Source organism: Rhizobium sp. Root1204 (assembly GCF_001424965.1).
Classification (GTDB): Bacteria; Pseudomonadota; Alphaproteobacteria; order Rhizobiales; family Rhizobiaceae; genus Pararhizobium.
Window position 1 is genome coordinate 39,741 of the sequence record NZ_LMCZ01000011.1, and the last position, 18,260, is coordinate 58,000.

An 18,260-nucleotide genomic window follows, 5' to 3' on the forward strand; every position below is an offset into this window, starting at 1 on the left:
GGTGTCGTCGATTACCCGATGATCACTTCGCGATCGAGGCATTCCAGAAGTATGGCCACGGAGCCGGATCGACACCTTCAAGCTTGGTCGACTTGGCTGCAACTGCGTTGAAGTTGCCGATCTTCATAAAGGCAACGTCATCATAGATTGCCTTCTGGACATCGCCGAACAAGGCAACGCGCTTGTCGGGATCGACTTCCGCCGTAAAGGCATCCACCGCCGCCTTGCGGGCGGGCGTGTCCCACCAGCCCGGCGAGCTGGTCGAGAGCGAACCGATCAAAGCCGGCTCCGGCAAGAAGGGGCTATGCGTGATGTAGATATCCCACAGCTTCGGATCGGCACGGCGCTGCGTCAGCGTCGCCCAGTCGACAACCTGCATGTCGACGGTAAAGCCGGCAAGCTTCAGATATTCCGCTGCGACCTGCGCCATCTTGTAGTGGAACTCATACTGGCGGCTGGTGAGAATGCGCAGCGGCTCGCCATTGTAACCGGCGGCCTTCAATGCAGCCGCAGCCCCTTCCGGGTCCGCCACGTTATAGGCGCCATCGGTGCCTGCTTCGGTATGCCAAGAATAAGCCTCTGGATAGATTGCGCCATCGAGCGAGAAGAAGTCCGGGCTGCCGAAGGCAGCGGCCATCATGTCTTCCATGCTGAGCGCCTGACGGATGGCCTTGCGCACGGCGACGTTCTTGCTCACACCTTCAGCCGTATTGAAGACGAAGACCGGGTAGCCGAACGGCTTCAGCATCATCGGCTGCGTCGCCGACGAAGCCTTGATCTTGTCGAAGGATTCGACCGCGATCGAGTCGACATAATCATACTGGCCGGAGATTGCAGCTTCGACGCGGGTGTTCGGATCCGGGACAGGAACGAAGCGGATCTCATCGAGATACTGGTGGCGGGCGCCGCCATAACCATCGCTCTCGCCGCCGCGCGACTTGTAGCCGTCAAAGCGGGTCAGCTGGATATACTGATCGGCCTTGCGCTCTTTCAGCATGTAAGGACCCGTACCGATGAAGTCCTTCATCACGTCATCCTGCTTTTCAGCCGGAATGATGATGGCAGCGGAATTGTTGAAGGCGAGCAGCGAGGCGAGCGGCGCATAGGGCTGCGTCAGCGTGATTTTGACGGTTGCGGGATCGACGGCCTCGATCGAGGTGATGAAGCCGGCCACCTGCTTGCCACGCGAAGCGATCTTTTCCCAGCGATGCAACGAAGCGACGACATCGTCGGATGTCATGTCCGTATTGTCGTGAAACTTGATGCCGGTACGCAACTTGATCGTATAGGTTTTACCGTCGGCGCTGATTTCCGGCAGGCTCTCGGCCAGAAGCGGCGTCACCTTCCAGCCCTTGTCGAACGTGTAGAGCGTTTCGAAAATGTGCTGCGTGACGATACCGACGAGATCGGCGGTCGATGACATCGGGTCGAGCGTCGGCGGTTCGCCGATCGTAGCGACGTTGACGATGCCCCCCTTCTCCTGCGCAAACAGGCTGGAGGGTAAGACCGTCAATGCCGTTCCGAGTAAAAGTGCTGTCATCATCTTCATATTGGAGCCTCCCATTTGTTCCATTATTATGTTATATGTATTCTTATAACAGAATAGAACGCATGCAGTTTCTGTCAATAGGAAATGTGACCGCAAGATGACCACCAAGCGGATTGGTATTCATGAGCACCGATTGCAGGCTGATGGCGGGTTGTCCGGGTTCAGGCCTTGAAAATATTGCGTTTGATTCAGCTCCGGAGCACGAAGTGTCCGCATCGGCGGCAGCAATCCGCTTTCCCACAACCGGCGATCACAACTATTTGAATGGAACAGCCGCTCCGACGGCCGTGCGCTTCGAGCCGTTCACGGCGCCTCGCGGCCGTGGTAAGCACACCTAAAATCGGTAGCCGAGGATCAGCAGGCTTGAAGGCTGGAGGGTTTGCCTGACGATGGGGCTGTCGGCCGCGTCGCCGGTAACCATGCCCAGTGTCTGTTCGCCGCGCAGCATCCAGTTGCCGTTGATCAGATAGGTCGCGGAGACCGAGAGATCAATGCTTTTTGCGCCCGCGCCCGGCTTGTAGGTTCTGTAACCGGAGCGAACTGCCTGACCTGCATCCACGCCGAAATAGGTCTCCATGTAATTCCTGTCGGCAAACGTCACGGACGCCCCGGCGCCCAGGATGATGGTTTCCGTAACGGGTTGCGTGATCTCGATGCCAGCTTTGCCGATGAGGCCATCGCTGCCGCCGATCATCTTGTCAGCCGAAACGAAGAAGGTCGCGGACCCATAATTCAGGCTCGCCTTACCGCCGATCGTGGCGGCCGCATTAATATCGCCGAGGCCTCGAAGATCATCTGAATCGTCCTCGGAACGGCCAAGATCGTAACCAAATTTGACATCCAGTTGAAAAAGCCCCCGCTCATAGGCTTTCACCCCAATACCGGAGGGATCGATGGTCAACCGGTCGAAGAACGTCGCCGAGACGAAGGGGACCGGCGAAATCTCCATGTCGCGACTGCCTTCATATTTCGGCCGGTACATGACGCCTGCACCGATAACGGTGTCCCAGCCGTGCAGTTTTTGTGCAACGGCTCCGAAGCGGTCTGGGATGAATATGGGCGCCGTAGTTCTGCCATCACCAACCGGAAGGCTTTCGGCGTATCCGGATGCAGGCATGATCAGCACCGAGAGAAGTGCCAGAGAGAGCTTGCCCTGGAGCCAGCATGTCGGGATGGGGTTGTGAGGCATGAAATCTCCGGTTCCTGCCGTCGGCCTTGCGATCAGGAAAGCGCCGAGGGAGCGGTCTTCGCTGCTCTCTTTTGCCATGCTGCAAAAGGCTGCAATGTTGGATAATGTTGCGGATTGTTTCGCGTCGCCCGGCGGGCACGCAATCACGCAACAAATCTTAATATTTGCCTGGGTCAAAACCGGCGCCAGCCGTGCTAGTCCAGACGGCCGGAAAAGAAAGGATGGGGGCAGGATGCACGGTGGAGGAAGTCGCGCTTTGCCGGATATGTCCCGAATTCTGATCGTCGAAGACGATGTGCAGATCGCCGGCATGCTGAGGGATAGCCTCAACGAAAGCGGCATGGCCGCCGAAATCGCCGCGGACGGGGTGGCCATGGATGCCCGCATGCGGGCGTCAAATTTCGACCTGGTCATCCTGGATGTGATGTTGCCCGGAGAGACCGGCTTGAGCCTTTGCCGCCGCCTTCGCGTCACCACGGATATTCCCATTCTCATGCTGACCGCGGCTGATGGTGAAATCGACCGCATCGTCGGCCTGGAGATCGGAGCCGACGACTACGTCACCAAACCCTTCAACCTGCGCGAACTAATTGCGCGCATCCGCGGCCTTCTCCGCCGTTCGGCACTGCCGCCGTTGAGTGGAGCCCGGCAAAGGTTGCTGCGGTTCGATGGCTGGCGCCTCGACCCTCTCAGGCGGCAGGTGCACAATCCCAGTGACGCCCGCGTGGCAATGACGACACATGAGTTTGATCTGCTGCTGGCATTCTGCCGGAACCCCGGCCGCGTGCTGACGCGAGAACAGTTGCTGGGGGTGACGCATGCCGGTCTGGCTGGGCCTATCGAACGCAGCATCGATGTTCACATCAGCCGCTTGCGGCAGAAGATCGAGGTAGATGCGCGCGATCCCGTTCTCGTCAAAACAGTTCGGCTCGGCGGGTATATGTTCACGGCGGCGGTCGAAGAGCTATGAGATTGAGCCGCCTCGTGCCTCGCACCATCCGCGGCCAGATTACGTTCGTCATCGTCGCGGCCCTGCTGACGGTGATTATCGCCGGCCGTGCGTTGGAGCGCTGGGCCAAAAGCGATGGCGGCGCTCCGAACATGGAAACTATCACCGAGCGGGTTAACGCCGTCGCGGAGCTTTTGAAATTTTCCACCCCGCAGGAACGGGACGCCATTCTTGCCAATGCCGGCCGGGCAGGTTGGAAACTCTCGCTGCAGCCGGCCTCGGTCAGCACGCGCTTTACGGGTTCGCCTGAAGTCGGCGGCATCGCCGCATCTATCGTCGAATGGCTGTTTCCAACCGATGGCGCAACGCCGCCGATTGGCGGCTGGCGCACATTTCTTGATGGAGAGCGGGTTATCGCATTGGAGATCGACAACACGACGCTTCTCGTACTCAGCGGCATACCCGACGCCATCTTGACGAGCGCCACCGTCAGCCAGGGAGCCTATTACATCGTCGCCGTCATCGTGCTCGTCCTGTTCTTCTTCCTCTTTGCCATCAAGGCCATCACCGAGCCGATCAGGCGGATTTCCCAGGCGGCGAACGAGGCCGACATCGCAAATGGTTCGCAGATTTTCAAAGAGCGCGGCTCCGTCGAAATCGTCGCGCTCGCGCGCGCGCTCAACGGCATGCGCAACCGTATTCGGATCATGGTGGAATCGCGCACGCGCATGCTGCGGGGAATTGGCCATGATCTCAGAACCCCGCTGACGCGGCTGCGGCTGCGCACCGAACGCCTGGACGAAGGCCCCTTGCGCGAAGCGCTGCTGTCAGACGTGGTTAGGATTGATCGCCTGCTTGCCGAAAGCCTGAATTATCTCAGGGACGATTATGCCATCGAACCGATGCAGAAGGCCGATCTCGTCAGCATCCTGCAAACCGTTTGTGCCGAATTCAGCGATATCGGTTTTCAGGTCCGCTACGCCGGGCCGGACAGAATGATCGTTCATTGCAAACCGCTGGCGATGATGCGGGCAATCACCAATCTTTGCGACAACGGCGTCAAGTTCGCCGACCATGTCACGGTTCGCCTGAGCGAAACAAAAGCCGGTTATGAAATCACCGTCTCGGACGATGGCCCGGGCATTCCCAGCGATCTGCGGGCGCGCGTGCTTGAGCCTTTCTTCAAGGTGGACCAGGCACGGGTGGAAGGGAAGGCAGGCTTCGGGCTGGGCCTTTCCATCGTCGCCGATATCGTCCAGGCCCATCACGGCCTGATGGAGCTGTCCGATACCAAGCCCCGCGGGCTGACGGTGACGATAGCGGCTCCCAAAACGCTTGCCTTGGCGGCGTGATGGCGGCGGCAACTTGCGGATAATCGATATGCCGGTTCAACTGCCTGCGGCCGGGGCGGCTGACCGGATCATGCCAATGTCCTCGCGCAGGAACGGCACCGCATCTTCCGGCCGCGCCGTTCCAAACTCCCGCGCATATTGGTGGCCCGAATAGTTTGCAGCCGCGATCAACCCCGGCGCCAGACAGTCGCCGATACGCGTCACGGACTGGATGCCGGCATTGGCCCATTCGCTGCGGCGCGCAGTCAGCTCCAGCCAGAGCCCCTCGTCAGGCAGGCGGGCGGTCACCGTGACAAGCGTGGCGCAATCGATCGACAGGGTCTTTCCACTGTAGATGCAGGCCAGTTCAAGACTATCGGCCGTGCGGCCGGAAAGACAGTGGGCGGTGATGATCGTCACATTCAGGTCGATCAGCCGCCGCTGGACCCGCGCCTGTTCCAATGTATGATTGCTCCACGGCGAAACCTGCGCCTCCGGCGTCACGAAGGTGACCTTCCGTCCGGACGCCGCCAGCAGTTCAGCCAACACGCTGCCCATGTAGAAACAGTCATCGTCGAAAATGACGGCCGGGCCGTCTGCCGCTACCGCGTTTGCACCGTCACGAAGCAAAGCATCCGGAGATACGGTGACGCCCGCCTGAAGATAATCCAGCGGCAGACAGTGCGTGCGGCCAACGCCATCACTGCGCCAGTGCGAGCCGGTAGCGATGGCAACGTGAGGAATGCCGTATTGCAGGATATCCTCAGCGCTGAGCGGGCTTTGCAGATACATCTGCGCATTCTGGTAGGTCTTCAACTGTCCCACGCGCCAGTCCCGCACGCGCGCCCATGTTGCAAGCCCCGGTAACCGGCTTTCGCGGCTGACACGACCGCCCCATTCCCGGCCGGCTTCGGCCAATGTCACGTCAAGTCCGCGCTGCGCCAGCGCACGCGCCGCCTCGAGCCCTGCCGGTCCGCCACCGACGACCAGCACAGCATCGGCGGTCTCGGCCGCTGCAATCCTTTCCGGATGCCAACCCTTGCGCCATTCTTCGCCCACCGTCGGATTTTGCGTGCAGCGCATGGGAACGCAGGTGTTATCGCCGGAGGTGCAAATATTGCAGCCGATGCACTCGCGGATGTCGTCGATCCGGCCGTCCTCGATCTTCACCGGCAGGAACGGATCGGCAATGGACGGGCGTGCCGCACCAATGAAATCCATGATGCCCTGCGTGATCACCCGCGCCATGCTGTCCGGCGACGTGTAGCGCCCAACACCGACCACGGGCTTGGTGGTCACCGATTTGACGAAGCGGATATACGGCTCCTGAAAGCCCTCTTCGGAAAACCGGGACGTCTGGCTGTCGTTCGACCAGTTCGACAGGTTGACGTCCCAGAGATCGGGCACTTCGGCCAGCGCCTCGATGATGTCGCGGCCTTCGCCTTCGCAGGTAATGCCGGAAGGTCCGAGCAACTCATCGACGGCCAGACGGACGGCAAGCGCGCAGGTATCGCCGACGACGTCGCGCGCGTCACCCAGAATCTCCCGGAAAAGCCGCAGCCGGTTCTCGAATGAGCCGCCATATTCGTCGGTACGGTGATTGTGCCGCCGCGACAGAAAATGCTGGATCACGCTCATGTCATGGCCGGAATAGATGTAGATGATGTCGAAACCGGCCTGTTTGGCGCGGATGGCGGCGTTGCGGTACCAGCGGCGCATGTCGGCGATATCGGACTTGTCCATGGACCGCGCCTGCACCGGATCCAGTCCATCACCGACGACATGCGAGGGCGCGAGCGGGATCATCCGGCTGAAACGGTTGGCAACGTGCAGGCCGTTGTGAACCAGCTGGATTGCCGCAAGGCTTCCATGCGCGTGGATTTTGTCGGCAACCAGCGCCAATGCGCCGATATCATCGTCATCCCAGAGCCGGGCCTCGTTGGCGGGCGTCAGGTCGGAGGTTGGATGGATTTCCGCCTCCTGTGTTGAAATCACCGCCCAGCCACCTTCCGCCTTGATCCCGCGCATATGCGCTTCGGCGTTGGGATAGCGATAGCCCATGCCGGAACAGTGGGGGACCTGGTAGAAGCGATTGCGTGCCGTCAAAGGCCCGATTTTCACCGGTTCGAAAAGCACATCGTAGCGGGGATCTCTCATCATCGTCTGGCCGTCGTCCACTTGCTGTTGTCGCCACTGCCGCTTTTCCGGGCAGTCTGTACAGGCAGGATAGCGGGCTTCGTCCATCGTGCAAGGAAATTTATACAGTCATATAATTAGCGATAGTCTGTTGAAAATATTTCACTTTATCGGCCCATTGGAACGAGAAGTCTTGTTACCCAGCGGCCTCCCCCGGTCAGGGTGAACACATCATCACCCCTCGACTCTTTGATCGGCCCGAAGCGCACCGACGCCACCCAGGGAGTGGAGTTCAATGCCCGAAAGCAAAGGGTCTTGCGGCTTGTATTCTACGGCATCCCACGCATCCAGGTTCATATCCCAAACGAATACTTGACTATTGAAGTCATGATTATTATGCGAATGACATATTCGCCAGAAGGGGTGTCTTCATGACCGGACTGCCATATTCCCGCTCGCTCTTGCCGCTGCTCGCAAGCCTTGCAGCGCTGACCTTTTCACCGGCTCGTGCCGACGACATCGCGGTCAAGGATTCGCGTGGCCAGGACATCACGATCCAGCGTCCCGTCGACAGCGTCGCGATTTTCCCGCTGCCCATTCCCGAAGCACTGATCGCACTCGATGGCGGCACGCAGCGCCTGACCGCGATCAACCCGCGCGCCAAGGCAGCGCTGATGGGCGGTGTGATCGGCCAGTTGTTCCCCGAGATTGCCGATATCCGCACCGATCTCGTCGCCCCGAACTTCATCCCGAATGTCGAGGAAATTCTGAAAGCCGGGCCAGATGTCGTCGTGCAATGGCAGGCCAAGGGCGACGAGCGTGTCGCACCGATGGAAAATGCCGGCATCAAGGTTGCCACCGTCAGTACGGAATCGCGCGAAACCCGCCGCGGCTATGTCTCGATGCTCGGCCAGATCCTCGGCAAGGAAGACCGCGCGAAGGCCTTTCTCGACTGGGAGGACAAGACCGTCTCGGATATTGCTGCCGTTCTTGAAAAAGCCGGCCGGCCCAAACCGCGCATCGCGTTTATCGACAGCATGAACGACAACGAATTCGTCGTCTTCGGCCGGGAAGAGGCCTACTTCGCCGCTTCGGGGCTCGCGAACGCAGCAACGGAAGCGGGTTTCACCGAAGGTTCGGTCAAGGTCGGCGCGGAATCCCTGCTCGAATGGAAGCCGGACATCATCTTCGTCAACTACTACAACGATGCGATCAAGCCGTCGGATATTCTTGCCCACCCGGTCCTCGGCGCGCTTGACGCCGTCAAGAACGGCCGCGTTTACAAGACACCGGCCATCGATCCGGCAACGGCTGCAGGCGGCGAACTCACCTATCAGTGGTTTGCCGAAATTGGCTATCCGGACCTCTTCGAGACCGATATGCGCGCAGCCGTCACCGATGGCTTCCAGCTGCTCTATGGCAAAAAGCTCTCCGACAAACAGATCGACCAGCTGATGCAGATGGATTGGAACGGCAAGAGCGCCGGTTACGCCGAAGCATTCGGCAAGGCCGAGTAAAGGAAGAGGGGACGACGTGAAAGATATTGGTTTCATCACGTCCGGCGATGGCGCGCATCTGCAATGCTATCAGGACTACAAGACTTATCTCGACGAAGAGATCTATCTGCGCACGCTCGATCGCGTCGATCTCGGCCGGTTTAAGGCGATCGTCGTCCCCGACTTCTCCAATCAGGCGCTGCTGCAAAGACACGCCCGCCAGCTCAACGATTACCTCGCCAATGGCGGGTTCCTGATCGTGTTCGAACCGAACCGCATGGACGAATGGCTCGATGTCGTGACCGTGCAGTGGTTTTCGCGCGAGACCGAGGACTGGAAATGGTGGATGAAGCCGGGCGGGCGGATGGAGGCCTATCAGCCCAATCCCGGTCACTCCATGGCAAAGGCCATTCCGCTCGCCGACATGTGCTGGCATTTCTTCGGCGCGTTCCGGTTTGCCGAAGGCGCGACCCCGATCCTCAACCTCGACAATGACGAGGGCTGTCTGATGTACGACCAGCCCGTGGCCGGTGGCGGAAGACTGATTGCCTCGACGATCGACCCGCATACCCATCATGGCCGCCGTTTCATGCCGGCCACAACACGTTTTCTCAACGGCTTCTACCCGTGGCTCAAGGCGGAGGTACAGGAACGTGGTTGAACAGGCACCGGCATTTCGCGGCGGGAAGCGGCCGCACCTGCTCTATGTCCGCTCCACCAGAAGCTACAATATCGACCGCATGGGCGGTCTCGTCCCGCAGAACTGGCGCTACAGCGCGCACGATATTTATGATCTGGAAGACATCGCGCTCGATGATGTTGATGTGCTGTTCGTCTCCGGCATGCACGATCAGATTTTCATGAAATCGATTGAGCCGAAACTCGTTGCCTATCTCGCAGCAGGCGGGCATTTCCTGATCAACGGCCATATCATCCTGCCGTGGCTACCCTGCCTCTCTCCGTTCAAGACGGTCAGCCCGCGGCCGTTCACCAACTGGATGATCCGCCCCGCCCAACCGGGCGCCTATTTCGGACGGATGGATTTCGAGAATTTCCACCGCCACGAAGGCATTCTTGGTCAATATGCGCGCGGGTATACGGACGTCCCGGAAGGCGGACAGGCGCTATGTCTGATCGGCGGACCGACCGCCGACGGCTCCATCCACGAAGGGCCTGTCGATTGGGTCTGGCAGATGCCGGACGGCGGCAAGGTGTTCGTGCACAATGGCGACCATATCGAACAATTTTGTTCCGACCCGCGTTACCAGCCCAATCTGTTCCACGATATCCTGGAAGCGCTGATCGCTCCTGATGGGGTCCTCGTGTCCGGCAAGGATACCGTGCCGGATACTTTGCGCTGATGTCGGCGCTCGTGAAAGAAAACGCCTCCTTCGACGCGGTTGACCACAGAGTTGGGCCGCAAAGACTGGTGATGCCGGCGCTGGTTGCCTTGCTGTTCGCAACCGCCATCGCCGCGCTCAGCATCGGCCGTTATTCGGTGAGTTTGTTCGATCTGGTAACTCTCGCCGGTGGCTGGCTTGGTCTTGGCGAAGGCCGTGCGGCGGTGGCGGAACCGGTCTGGCGCGTCGTCGAACTCGTCAGGGTGCCGCGCATGCTGATCGGTGCCTTTGTCGGCGCCGGGCTGGCGCTGTCGGGTGCCGTTCTGCAGGGTGTGTTCCGCAATCCGCTGGTCGATCCGCATGTGATCGGCGTCTCCTCCGGTGCTGCCTTTGGTGGCGTGCTGGCAATCCTGCTCGGTCTTGGCGCCATGGCCCTCTGGTCGATGGCTTTCGCCCTCGGTTTCGGGGCGCTCGTGCTGGTGGTGCTGGCGAGCCGCAAGGCTGGCCGATCCTCGATCCTGATGCTGGTCTTGTCCGGCATCGTGGTGTCGGCGCTGTTTTCAGCGCTTGTTTCGCTCGCCACCTACCTCGCCGACCCCAACGATACGCTACCCGCCATCGTCTTCTGGCTGATGGGATCGTTCGCCAGCGCAACTCCCGAACGTGCCTTCTACATGGTGCCAATCGTGGCGCTGTTTGCCATCCCGCTGCTGATGATGCGGTTCCGGATCAATATCCTGTCGCTCGGCGACGAAGAGGCGAGGGCGCTCGGCCTCAAGGTCGAGCCCAGCCGCTGGTTCATTCTGTGTTGCGTGACCGGCATCACCGCGGCAAGCGTCGCCAATTCCGGCATTATCGGCTGGGTCGGGCTGGTGGTTCCGCATTTCGCACGTGTGCTGGTCGGGCCGGATCATAACAGGCTTCTTCCCGCTGCCGCCCTTCTTGGCGCGAGCTTCATGCTGGCCGTTGATACGATGGCTCGGTCGTTGGTCGCAGCCGAGATCCCACTCGGCGTCCTGACGGCAATCGTCGGCGCTCCCGTCTTCATGCTGCTCCTGCACCGGACACGAAGCGAGGGATGGTAGAAATGATCGAAGCGCGCGCGGTTGGGTTCCGATATGCCGCACACACACCCTTCTTGTTTGAAGATCTCTCCTTCTCGCTGGACAGAGGGCAGACCGTCGTCCTGCTCGGCCGCAACGGCCGGGGAAAGACGACACTGCTCAAGTGCCTGGCCGGCCTTGCAACGCCAACGGCAGGAACAATCCGCTGTTCCGGTGCGGTCGGCTATGTGCCGCAGCAGTTCGCCACCCCCTTCAGCTATTCCGTTCGCGATGTCGTGTTGATGGGCCGTGCCCGTCATGTCGGCCTGTTTTCCAACCCCACCGCCCGCGACCGCGCACTCGCGGCGGATGCGATCGATCTTGTCGGGTTACGCGCGTTCGCTGAACGGGCTATCGGCACATTGTCCGGCGGCGAGCGCCAGTTGGCCCTGATCGCCCGTGCCCTCGCTTCCGAAGCCGAAATTCTCTTGCTCGACGAGCCCGCCTCGGCGCTCGACTTTCGCAATCAGGCCCTGATGCTCGCGATGTTGAAAAAACTCTCGAAAGAGCGCGGCCTGACCATCGTGATGACAACCCACGAGCCCACTCATGCGCTGGAGATCGCCGACCGGGCCATCCTTTTGCATGGGGCAGGCCGGTGCCACGAAAGCAGCATCGAGACCGCCTGTACCGAAGAACGGCTTTCGGAACTCTACGGGATTCCGATGAGGCAGCTGACCTATTCAGCCGGTGGCCGGTCGGTGTCAAACATCGTCGCAAGCTATGGACCGGTCCATTCCGAATGAACCTTGCACCGATAGCGTTATAGTTCGGACGGAAACCCCGGCGCGCGCAGATCGGTGCCAACTGCGTCCTCGAGCAGCTTTACCACCTGCGACGACCATGCGTCGCCGCCATAGGTCGAGCGGGCGCGGATGAAAGTCTGCAGCGTGTGCGACGCGAGATCGAGCGGCACGCCGAACTGCTTGCCGAAGCCAAGCGCAAAGCCAAGATCCTTGCAGGCGAGATCCATGGTGAAGTTGATGTTGTAGCTGCCGTTGAGGATTACCTGGCCTTCGGTCTCGTGCACGAAACTGTTGCCGGAACTTGCCTTGATGATGTTGAAGGCATCGGTCAGATCGATGCCGCCCTTCTTTGCCAGCATCAGCGCCTCGCCGGTCGCCAGAAGATGAATGAAGGCCAGCATATTGGTGATGACCTTGATCACCGCTGCCTTGCCGAGCGGCCCGGCGTGAAATATCTCGCCGCCCATGGCGCTGAGCGCCGGCAGATGCGCCTCAAACAGGTCGCGATCGCCACCGGCAATGACGGTGATATCGCCTGCCGCCGCACGGTGAACTCCGCCGGTCACAGGGGCTTCCAGCATGCGAATGCCCCTTGCTGCAGCAATCGCCGCCAGACGCTCGATATCGTTCTGGTCGAGCGTGCTCATCTCGATCCACGTGCCGCCGACTTTCAAGCCGGACAGAATACCATCCGGACCGGTCAACACAGCCTCCGAAATCGCAGGCGACGGCAGGCAGGTGATGACCGCATCAACCTGGCTGGCGAGTGCCTGCGGACTGTCCGCCCACACTGCCCCATTCGCCAGCAATGATTCTGCACGACCGCGATCCCGGTCGTGCACGGTGACTGAAAAACCCTCGCGCACAAGACTGCCTGCCAGATGCTGGCCGAGATGCCCAAGTCCAATAAAGCCGTAGCGCATATCCGTCCTCCATTTCTGGTTGGGCTCGGAAAGCGGCTCCATCGGTCGCCATCCGGGCGCTGTCGTCAGGTGTTCACGCCGCGTCTTCGAGGATCATCGCCGCACCCTTTTCCGCAACCATCATCGTCGGCGCATTGATGTTGCCAGCTGTGACATTCGGAAAGACCGAGGCATCGACGATGCGCAGGCCTTCGACCCCATGCACCCGAAGCCGGGCATCCACCACCGATGTCCTTGCATCCGGCCCCATCATGCAGCTGCCGCAAAGATGATAGATCGAGCTGGCATTGGCGCGGAAATAGTCGAGCAGGTCTTCATCGCTCGTGGCCGATAGAGACGGGGATACTTCCGCATCGATGATGGCGTCCAGCGACGGCGCCGATGCGATCCGGCGCACCAGCCGGCTCCCTTCAATCACATCTTCGATGTCACGGTCAGTCGACAGATAATTCGGCTGGATCAACGCTGCAGCTGAAGGATCGGCAGAGGCAAGGGCGATGCGCCCCCGGCTGGTCGGCCGGCAGGAATTGAAAGCAATCAGGAAGCCCGGATAAGGCTCCGGCACCATCGAGGCGCTGGCATCGACCGGAATACGGTAGGAGAGGGGGTTGAAATAAAGCTGGATGTTCGGCCGCTCCTGCGCCGGGTTGCCGCGAAAGAAGCCGCCCGCCTGATTGACGCTCATCGCAAACGGTCCCTTGCGGGTCAGCACATATTGCAGCCCCAGCCGAGCCTGCCCGAACAGGCTGCCGAACACGCCGTTCAACGTCGGCCGGTTGGCGCGATAGTAGAAACTTGCAGCGAGATGATCCTGCAGATTTTCGCCGACAGCCGGCAGATGGTGGCGGGTCTCGATCCCCTTCGCACCAAGCTCTGCGCCATCGCCGATCCCTGACAACTGCAGCAGTTTTGGTGTATCGACCGCGCCGGCCGCGACGATGACTTCGCGTCTTGCCGAAAACGTTCGCGCAGTGCCATCCTGCAGAACCTCGACGCCGGTCGCGCGCCCATCCGGCGCAAAGACCAGCCGCTGAGCGATGGCACCACGCTCGATCGAGAGATTGGCCCGTTTCAGGGCCGGGCGAAGATATTCGGCGCTGGAATGCGAACGTTGGCCATTGCGGGTGTTGATATCATAGACTCCAGCACCTTCGATCGAGGCCCCGTTGAAATCGGTTGTCGACGGCAGCTGCAGCTCTTCGCAGCCCTTCAGATAGGCATCAGTGACGGAATGGGTCATGCCGCGCATCGGCGTCACATGGATCGGCCCTTTGTCGCCATGCCAGGGGGAGGCACCTTTTTCATGGGTCTCCAGCTTTTTGAAAAAGGGCAGGACATCGGCAGAACCCCAACCGGGATTTCCGGCCGCTTGCCAGTCGTCGAAATCATCGGCGGCGCCGCGAACGAAGACCATGGCATTGATCGATCCGGATCCGCCTTGCACCTTGCCGCGCGGCACATAGATCCGCCGCCCGTCGAGCGCAGCCTCCGGCTCGGTCGAATACATCCAGTTGACCTTGGGGTTGTAGTAGCTCTTGGCGTAGCCGATCGGGATCTTGAACCAGAAGGACGAGTCCTTGCCGCCCGCCTCGACGAGGAGAACGCTGTAGCGGCCGCTCTCACTCAGGCGGCTTGCAAGGATGCAACCGGCCGACCCTGCGCCGACGATGACGAAGTCGTAGATCATGAAAGGTCTCTGTTCAGCCTTTGGCGGGCATGAACTCCTTGATGTCGGCGGGTTCGGCGGCCATCTGCAGATGCAAGCGTTCACCGGTATAGGGAGAGTGCTTTTCGACGACATCGAGATTGAGCTCGATGCCGAGACCCGGTTCGCGCGACGGAATGAGATAGCCATCGTCGAACTGCAGTTTGGTTTTCAGCACCTCACCGTGAAAGCCGCCGAAATCCATGATCGCCTCGTGAATGAGGAAATTCGGGGTGGCGGCTGAAAGCTGGATGCTGGCGGCGGCACCGACCGGACCATTGTAGAGATGCGGCGCGATCTGGGCGTAGAAGGCCTCGGCCATACCGGCGATCTTCTTGGCTTCCAACAGGCCGCCGACACGGGCGACATTCATCTGCAGGATCGCGGCGGCACCGAGTTGCAGCACGCGCTGGAACTCGTATTTCGTCGTCAGCCGTTCACCGGTCGAGATCGGGATGGATGTGGCGCGTGCCACTTCGGCCATGGCAGCCTCCTGCCCGGGCGGCACCGGCTCCTCGAACCAGAGCGGATCGTATTTTTCCAAGCGGCGTGCCAGCCGGATCGCTGAGGACGGCGCCATCTGACCGTGTGTTCCGAAGAGGATATCGGCGCGGCTGCCGATCGCTTCGCGGATTTTCGAGCAGAACAGTTCGCAACGATCAAGAACCCCCATCGAAAGCTGGTGGCCGGAATAGTTGGTATAGGGGCCGGCCGGGTCGAATTTGACGGCGGTAAAGCCCATCTCGACCATGCGGATGGCCTCTTCGGCGGCAAGATCCGGATCGTTATAGTCGTAATCGCCGGCCGCGTTCTTCGGGTAGAGATAGGTGTAGGCGCGTAGCTTTTCGTGGACTGTGCCACCGAGCAGGTCGGAGACCGGCCGGCCGGCCGCCTTGCCGATGATGTCCCAGCAAGCGATTTCCAGGCCGGAGACGATACCCATCATCGTGGTGTCCGGGCGCTGCGTGAAGCCGCTGGAATAGGCCGCCCGCCAGAAACGCTCGATCTGGTGAGGGTCATGATCGAGAAGATAGCGCTGAAAGACATCGTCGATCAGCGGAACCATGGCTGAGGGATGAAACGAGGTCGCATAGATTTCACCGACACCCGATATGCCACACGCTGTCTCGAGCTGGACGAAAATCCAGCACATGCCGCCGACATGCGGGGGTGGAACGGCAACCACATGGGTCTTCAGCGATGCGATCTTCATGGTTGGTTCCTCCCCGGCCAGATGATCAGTGTTTCAGGATGACAAGCCGCGTCTGCGTGAATTCCAGCATGCCGTGTTTGCCGTCGTCGCCACCTAGCCCGGATTTCTTCCATCCCGCGTGATAGCCTTGGTAGGGATCCGCCGGGAACCGGTTGACATAGAGCTCGCCCGCCTCGATCTCGCTCGCGGCCTGCATGACCTTGCGGTAACTTTCCGAAAACAACACCGAGGCAAGCCCGAACTGATGGTCGCTAGCCATTGCCAAAGCCTCGTCGAACGTCTCGTAGGAAAGCACCGCCAGCACCGGCCCGAACACCTCTTCCCGGACGATCTCCATCTCCTGGCGGCAGCCTGTGATCAGGGTCGGTGGATAGAAATAACCGTCCCCATCCGGGATCACGCCACCGGCCACAACCGTTGCCCCTTCAGCCTTGGCCCGCTCGATCATCCGGTGAATACGTTCGCGTGCCGCGGCATTGGCAAGCGGCCCCATGGAGTCGGGATCGGTAGCGCGATCGCCGAAGCGGCGGGCGGTGAAAGCGCTGCGCAGTTTCTCGACAAGTGTGTCGTGGATCGACGCATGCACATAAAGCCGCTCGGCAGAGGTGCAGACCTGACCACAATGAGCCGTCTTCGCACCGAGAACCATGCGAGCAACCGCGTCGAGATCGGCGTCGGGCTCGACGATGACAGGCGATTTTCCGCCCAGCTCAAGCGATGGCTTGGCGATATTGACCTTGCAATAATCGAGCACTGTCTGGCCCGCAGCGACGCTGCCCGTCAGCGTGATCATGCCGATGGCCGGGTGCGTACACATCGTCCGTGCGGCGTCGTGCGACATCGTCATGATGTTGATAAGGCCCGCCGGTAGATCGGCCTCCAGCACGGCTTGCGCAAAAGCAAAGGCCGAGGTCGGCGTGTTGTTGCTCGGACGAACGACGACGGCATTGCCGGTGATCAGGGCAGGCGCGATCTTACGCACCAGGGTATAGATCGGGAAATTGAACGGGATGAGGCAGGCGACGACGCCGATCGGCTCCCGCTTCAGCATCAGGGTTTCGTCAGGCGTATCGCTTTCAATGACCTCGCCTTCGATCCGGCGCGCCCACTCGGCGTGGTAGCGCATCAGTTCGACGCCGTAGATGGCCTCCGCGGTCGCGTCTGCGAGGCTCTTGCCGGATTCCAGAGCCAGCGCCTCGCCTATCCTTGGCGCATGCCGCTCGATGGCATCGGCCAGTTTCCGCAAGGCATCGCCCCGCTGGATCGCCGGCAACTTGCGCCAGGATTTTTGCGCGGTCTTCGCGGCCTCCACGGCAGCAACAACAGCGGCGTCGTCTGCGGCCGGAACCGTGGTGAAAATCTTGCCGTCGGCGGGATTACGCACTTCGATCCCAGGCAAGCCGGAAGCCTCGACAAAGCGGCCACCGATGAAATTGCGATGCTGCGTCATGACCACCCGAAACGTAATCTGTTTCAGGCAGTAGACGGGACCTCGCCCCCTGTTCGCAAGCGACTTATTCTCGGGTCAATCATTCCAAAAACGAATGTTCGGCCCTGCTCATTTTGCGGCGCCGTAAAGGTCATGATCCAGCGTGACCTCGCTTTGCAGCCATGCGCGAAAATCCCGGACATTCGCGGGTTCGGGCTGATCCGTGCGTGTCACCAGCCAATAGGATTCGTGGCCTTCGATCTCGACATCAAGTACCGGTACCAACTGGCCGCTTTGCAGCTGGCTGGCGACCATGAAGCGATCGACCACGGCGATACCAAGCCCGTTGCAGGCGGCTTCGATCACCAGGTCGAGAAGGTCGAACTCCATCCCGCCCCGCACATCGGTGCCGCTAAGGCCGGCGGCGTCCAGCCAATGCTGCCAGGTGAGGTAGCGCTGATCGGCTGCGGCCAGAACATGCAGGAATGTGAAGGCGGAAAGATCGATAGGAGCGCTTCGGCTGACCGCCTCCAGCAGGCCGGGCGCGCAGACAGCAATATGCCGCTCTGTCATCAGGATGCGGGATTGCAGCATCGCCCATTCGCCGTCACCGAAGCGGATGGCGCAATCGAGCAGGCTGCGCTCGGCAAGCGTGTCCTTGAGATCGGTGCTGAGGCTGATCTCGATCTCCGGCAGGGCCTGGCGCAGGCGCGACAGCCGTGGCATCAGCCAGCGTTTGGCAAAGGTCGGCGGCACGTTGATGCGCAGCCTGTTGCGGTTGTTCTTCTCCATGATCGAGCGCACCGTCTGCTCGACATTGTGAAAGGCCAGCTGAAGAGTTGCGAGCAGTTCGGCACCGGCACGCGTCAGCTCCAGATCATGGTGATGGCGGATCAACAGATTCTCGCCCAGCTGTTTTTCGAGATTGCGCACCTGCCGGCTGACCGCACTTTGCGTCAGGTTCAGCACTTCGGCCGCACGCGTGAAACTGCGCGTCTGGCCGACGACCTCGAAAACCTTCATCGCCGAAAGCGCAGGTAATTTCCGCATTCCATCGCTTCCATAAATTCAGGTTGGCCTGTATCAGCCAATATGTAGCGCGTTATCTATGTTTCAGGCTTCCGGGTCGGGTCAAGCTGCCGATGCTCCCG

General features: G+C 60.6%; 16 protein-coding genes. 8 read left to right on the forward strand and 8 right to left on the reverse strand.

From position 1 onward, the window contains the following. Positions 1-22: 22 nt before the first annotated feature. Positions 23-1,549 (reverse strand): ABC transporter substrate-binding protein, encoded by a 1,527-nt coding sequence (locus tag ASC96_RS12920; protein ID WP_060503459.1) that lies wholly within the window; start codon positions 1,547-1,549, stop codon positions 23-25. A 122-nt stretch (positions 1,550-1,671) separates the two neighbouring features. Between ASC96_RS12920 and ASC96_RS12925 the strand changes: the two genes are divergently transcribed. Continuing rightward, a complete protein-coding gene (locus tag ASC96_RS12925) occupies positions 1,672-1,887 on the forward strand; it encodes a hypothetical protein (RefSeq protein WP_060503460.1) in 216 nt (71 codons plus the stop codon). On the opposite strand, the gene ASC96_RS12930 is transcribed toward ASC96_RS12925, so the two are convergent. Beyond that, the gene (locus tag ASC96_RS12930; RefSeq protein WP_060503494.1) at positions 1,884-2,738 is read right to left on the reverse strand and encodes a MipA/OmpV family protein; all 855 of its coding nucleotides are present in this window, start codon (positions 2,736-2,738) and stop codon (positions 1,884-1,886) included. The two genes, ASC96_RS12925 and ASC96_RS12930, sit on opposite strands and share 4 nt — an antisense overlap. 232 nt (positions 2,739-2,970) lie before the next feature. On the opposite strand from ASC96_RS12930, the gene ASC96_RS12935 reads away from it, so the two are divergent. Beyond that, entirely contained in the window at positions 2,971-3,708 is a 738-nt protein-coding gene (locus ASC96_RS12935; protein WP_060503461.1) for a response regulator transcription factor, read from the forward strand. After that, entirely contained in the window at positions 3,705-5,039 is a 1,335-nt protein-coding gene (locus ASC96_RS12940) for an ATP-binding protein (protein WP_200954921.1), read from the forward strand. Before ASC96_RS12935 ends, ASC96_RS12940 begins: the two co-directional genes overlap by 4 nt. A gap of 36 nt (positions 5,040-5,075) precedes the next feature. Here the strand turns inward: ASC96_RS12940 and ASC96_RS12945 are convergent, their stop codons facing one another. Continuing rightward, complete coding sequence (locus ASC96_RS12945) at positions 5,076-7,178, reverse strand: NAD(P)-binding protein (RefSeq protein ID WP_060503495.1); 2,103 nt, start codon at positions 7,176-7,178, stop codon at positions 5,076-5,078. A 407-nt stretch (positions 7,179-7,585) separates the two neighbouring features. Between ASC96_RS12945 and ASC96_RS12955 the strand changes: the two genes are divergently transcribed. The 5 genes from ASC96_RS12955 to ASC96_RS12975 are packed head-to-tail and all read left to right on the forward strand — an operon-like array spanning position 7,586 to position 11,839. Further along, complete coding sequence (locus ASC96_RS12955; RefSeq protein ID WP_060503464.1) at positions 7,586-8,671, forward strand: ABC transporter substrate-binding protein; 1,086 nt, start codon at positions 7,586-7,588, stop codon at positions 8,669-8,671. Positions 8,672-8,687: 16 nt separating this feature from the next. Then, positions 8,688-9,311 (forward strand): hypothetical protein, encoded by a 624-nt coding sequence (locus tag ASC96_RS12960; RefSeq protein WP_060503465.1) that lies wholly within the window; start codon positions 8,688-8,690, stop codon positions 9,309-9,311. After that, positions 9,304-10,011: a hypothetical protein gene (locus tag ASC96_RS12965; protein ID WP_060503466.1), complete on the forward strand. Its 708-nt coding sequence runs from the start codon at positions 9,304-9,306 to the stop codon at positions 10,009-10,011. Before ASC96_RS12960 ends, ASC96_RS12965 begins: the two co-directional genes overlap by 8 nt. Further along, positions 10,011-11,075 carry an iron ABC transporter permease gene (locus ASC96_RS12970; RefSeq protein WP_082512055.1) on the forward strand — a complete coding sequence of 355 codons (1,065 nt, stop codon included), beginning with the start codon at positions 10,011-10,013 and terminating at the stop codon, positions 11,073-11,075. The genes ASC96_RS12965 and ASC96_RS12970 overlap by 1 nt, the downstream gene beginning before the upstream one ends. Before the next feature lie 2 nt (positions 11,076-11,077). Continuing rightward, positions 11,078-11,839: an ABC transporter ATP-binding protein gene (locus ASC96_RS12975; protein ID WP_060503467.1), complete on the forward strand. Its 762-nt coding sequence runs from the start codon at positions 11,078-11,080 to the stop codon at positions 11,837-11,839. A 17-nt stretch (positions 11,840-11,856) separates the two neighbouring features. On the opposite strand, the gene ASC96_RS12980 is transcribed toward ASC96_RS12975, so the two are convergent. The 5 genes from ASC96_RS12980 to ASC96_RS13000 form a co-directional block, all read right to left on the reverse strand. Further along, complete coding sequence (locus ASC96_RS12980; protein ID WP_244482028.1) at positions 11,857-12,804, reverse strand: NAD(P)-dependent oxidoreductase; 948 nt, start codon at positions 12,802-12,804, stop codon at positions 11,857-11,859. 31 nt (positions 12,805-12,835) lie between these two features. Next, positions 12,836-14,449 (reverse strand): GMC family oxidoreductase N-terminal domain-containing protein, encoded by a 1,614-nt coding sequence (locus ASC96_RS12985; RefSeq protein ID WP_060503469.1) that lies wholly within the window; start codon positions 14,447-14,449, stop codon positions 12,836-12,838. A gap of 13 nt (positions 14,450-14,462) precedes the next feature. After that, entirely contained in the window at positions 14,463-15,680 is a 1,218-nt protein-coding gene (locus tag ASC96_RS12990; protein ID WP_060503470.1) for a mandelate racemase/muconate lactonizing enzyme family protein, read from the reverse strand. 25 nt (positions 15,681-15,705) lie between these two features. Further along, the gene (gene aldA, locus ASC96_RS12995; RefSeq protein ID WP_060503471.1) at positions 15,706-17,130 is read right to left on the reverse strand and encodes an aldehyde dehydrogenase; all 1,425 of its coding nucleotides are present in this window, start codon (positions 17,128-17,130) and stop codon (positions 15,706-15,708) included. Positions 17,131-17,238: 108 nt separating this feature from the next. Then, positions 17,239-18,159: a LysR substrate-binding domain-containing protein gene (locus tag ASC96_RS13000; RefSeq protein WP_060503472.1), complete on the reverse strand. Its 921-nt coding sequence runs from the start codon at positions 18,157-18,159 to the stop codon at positions 17,239-17,241. Between the last annotated feature and the right edge of the window lie 101 nt (positions 18,160-18,260).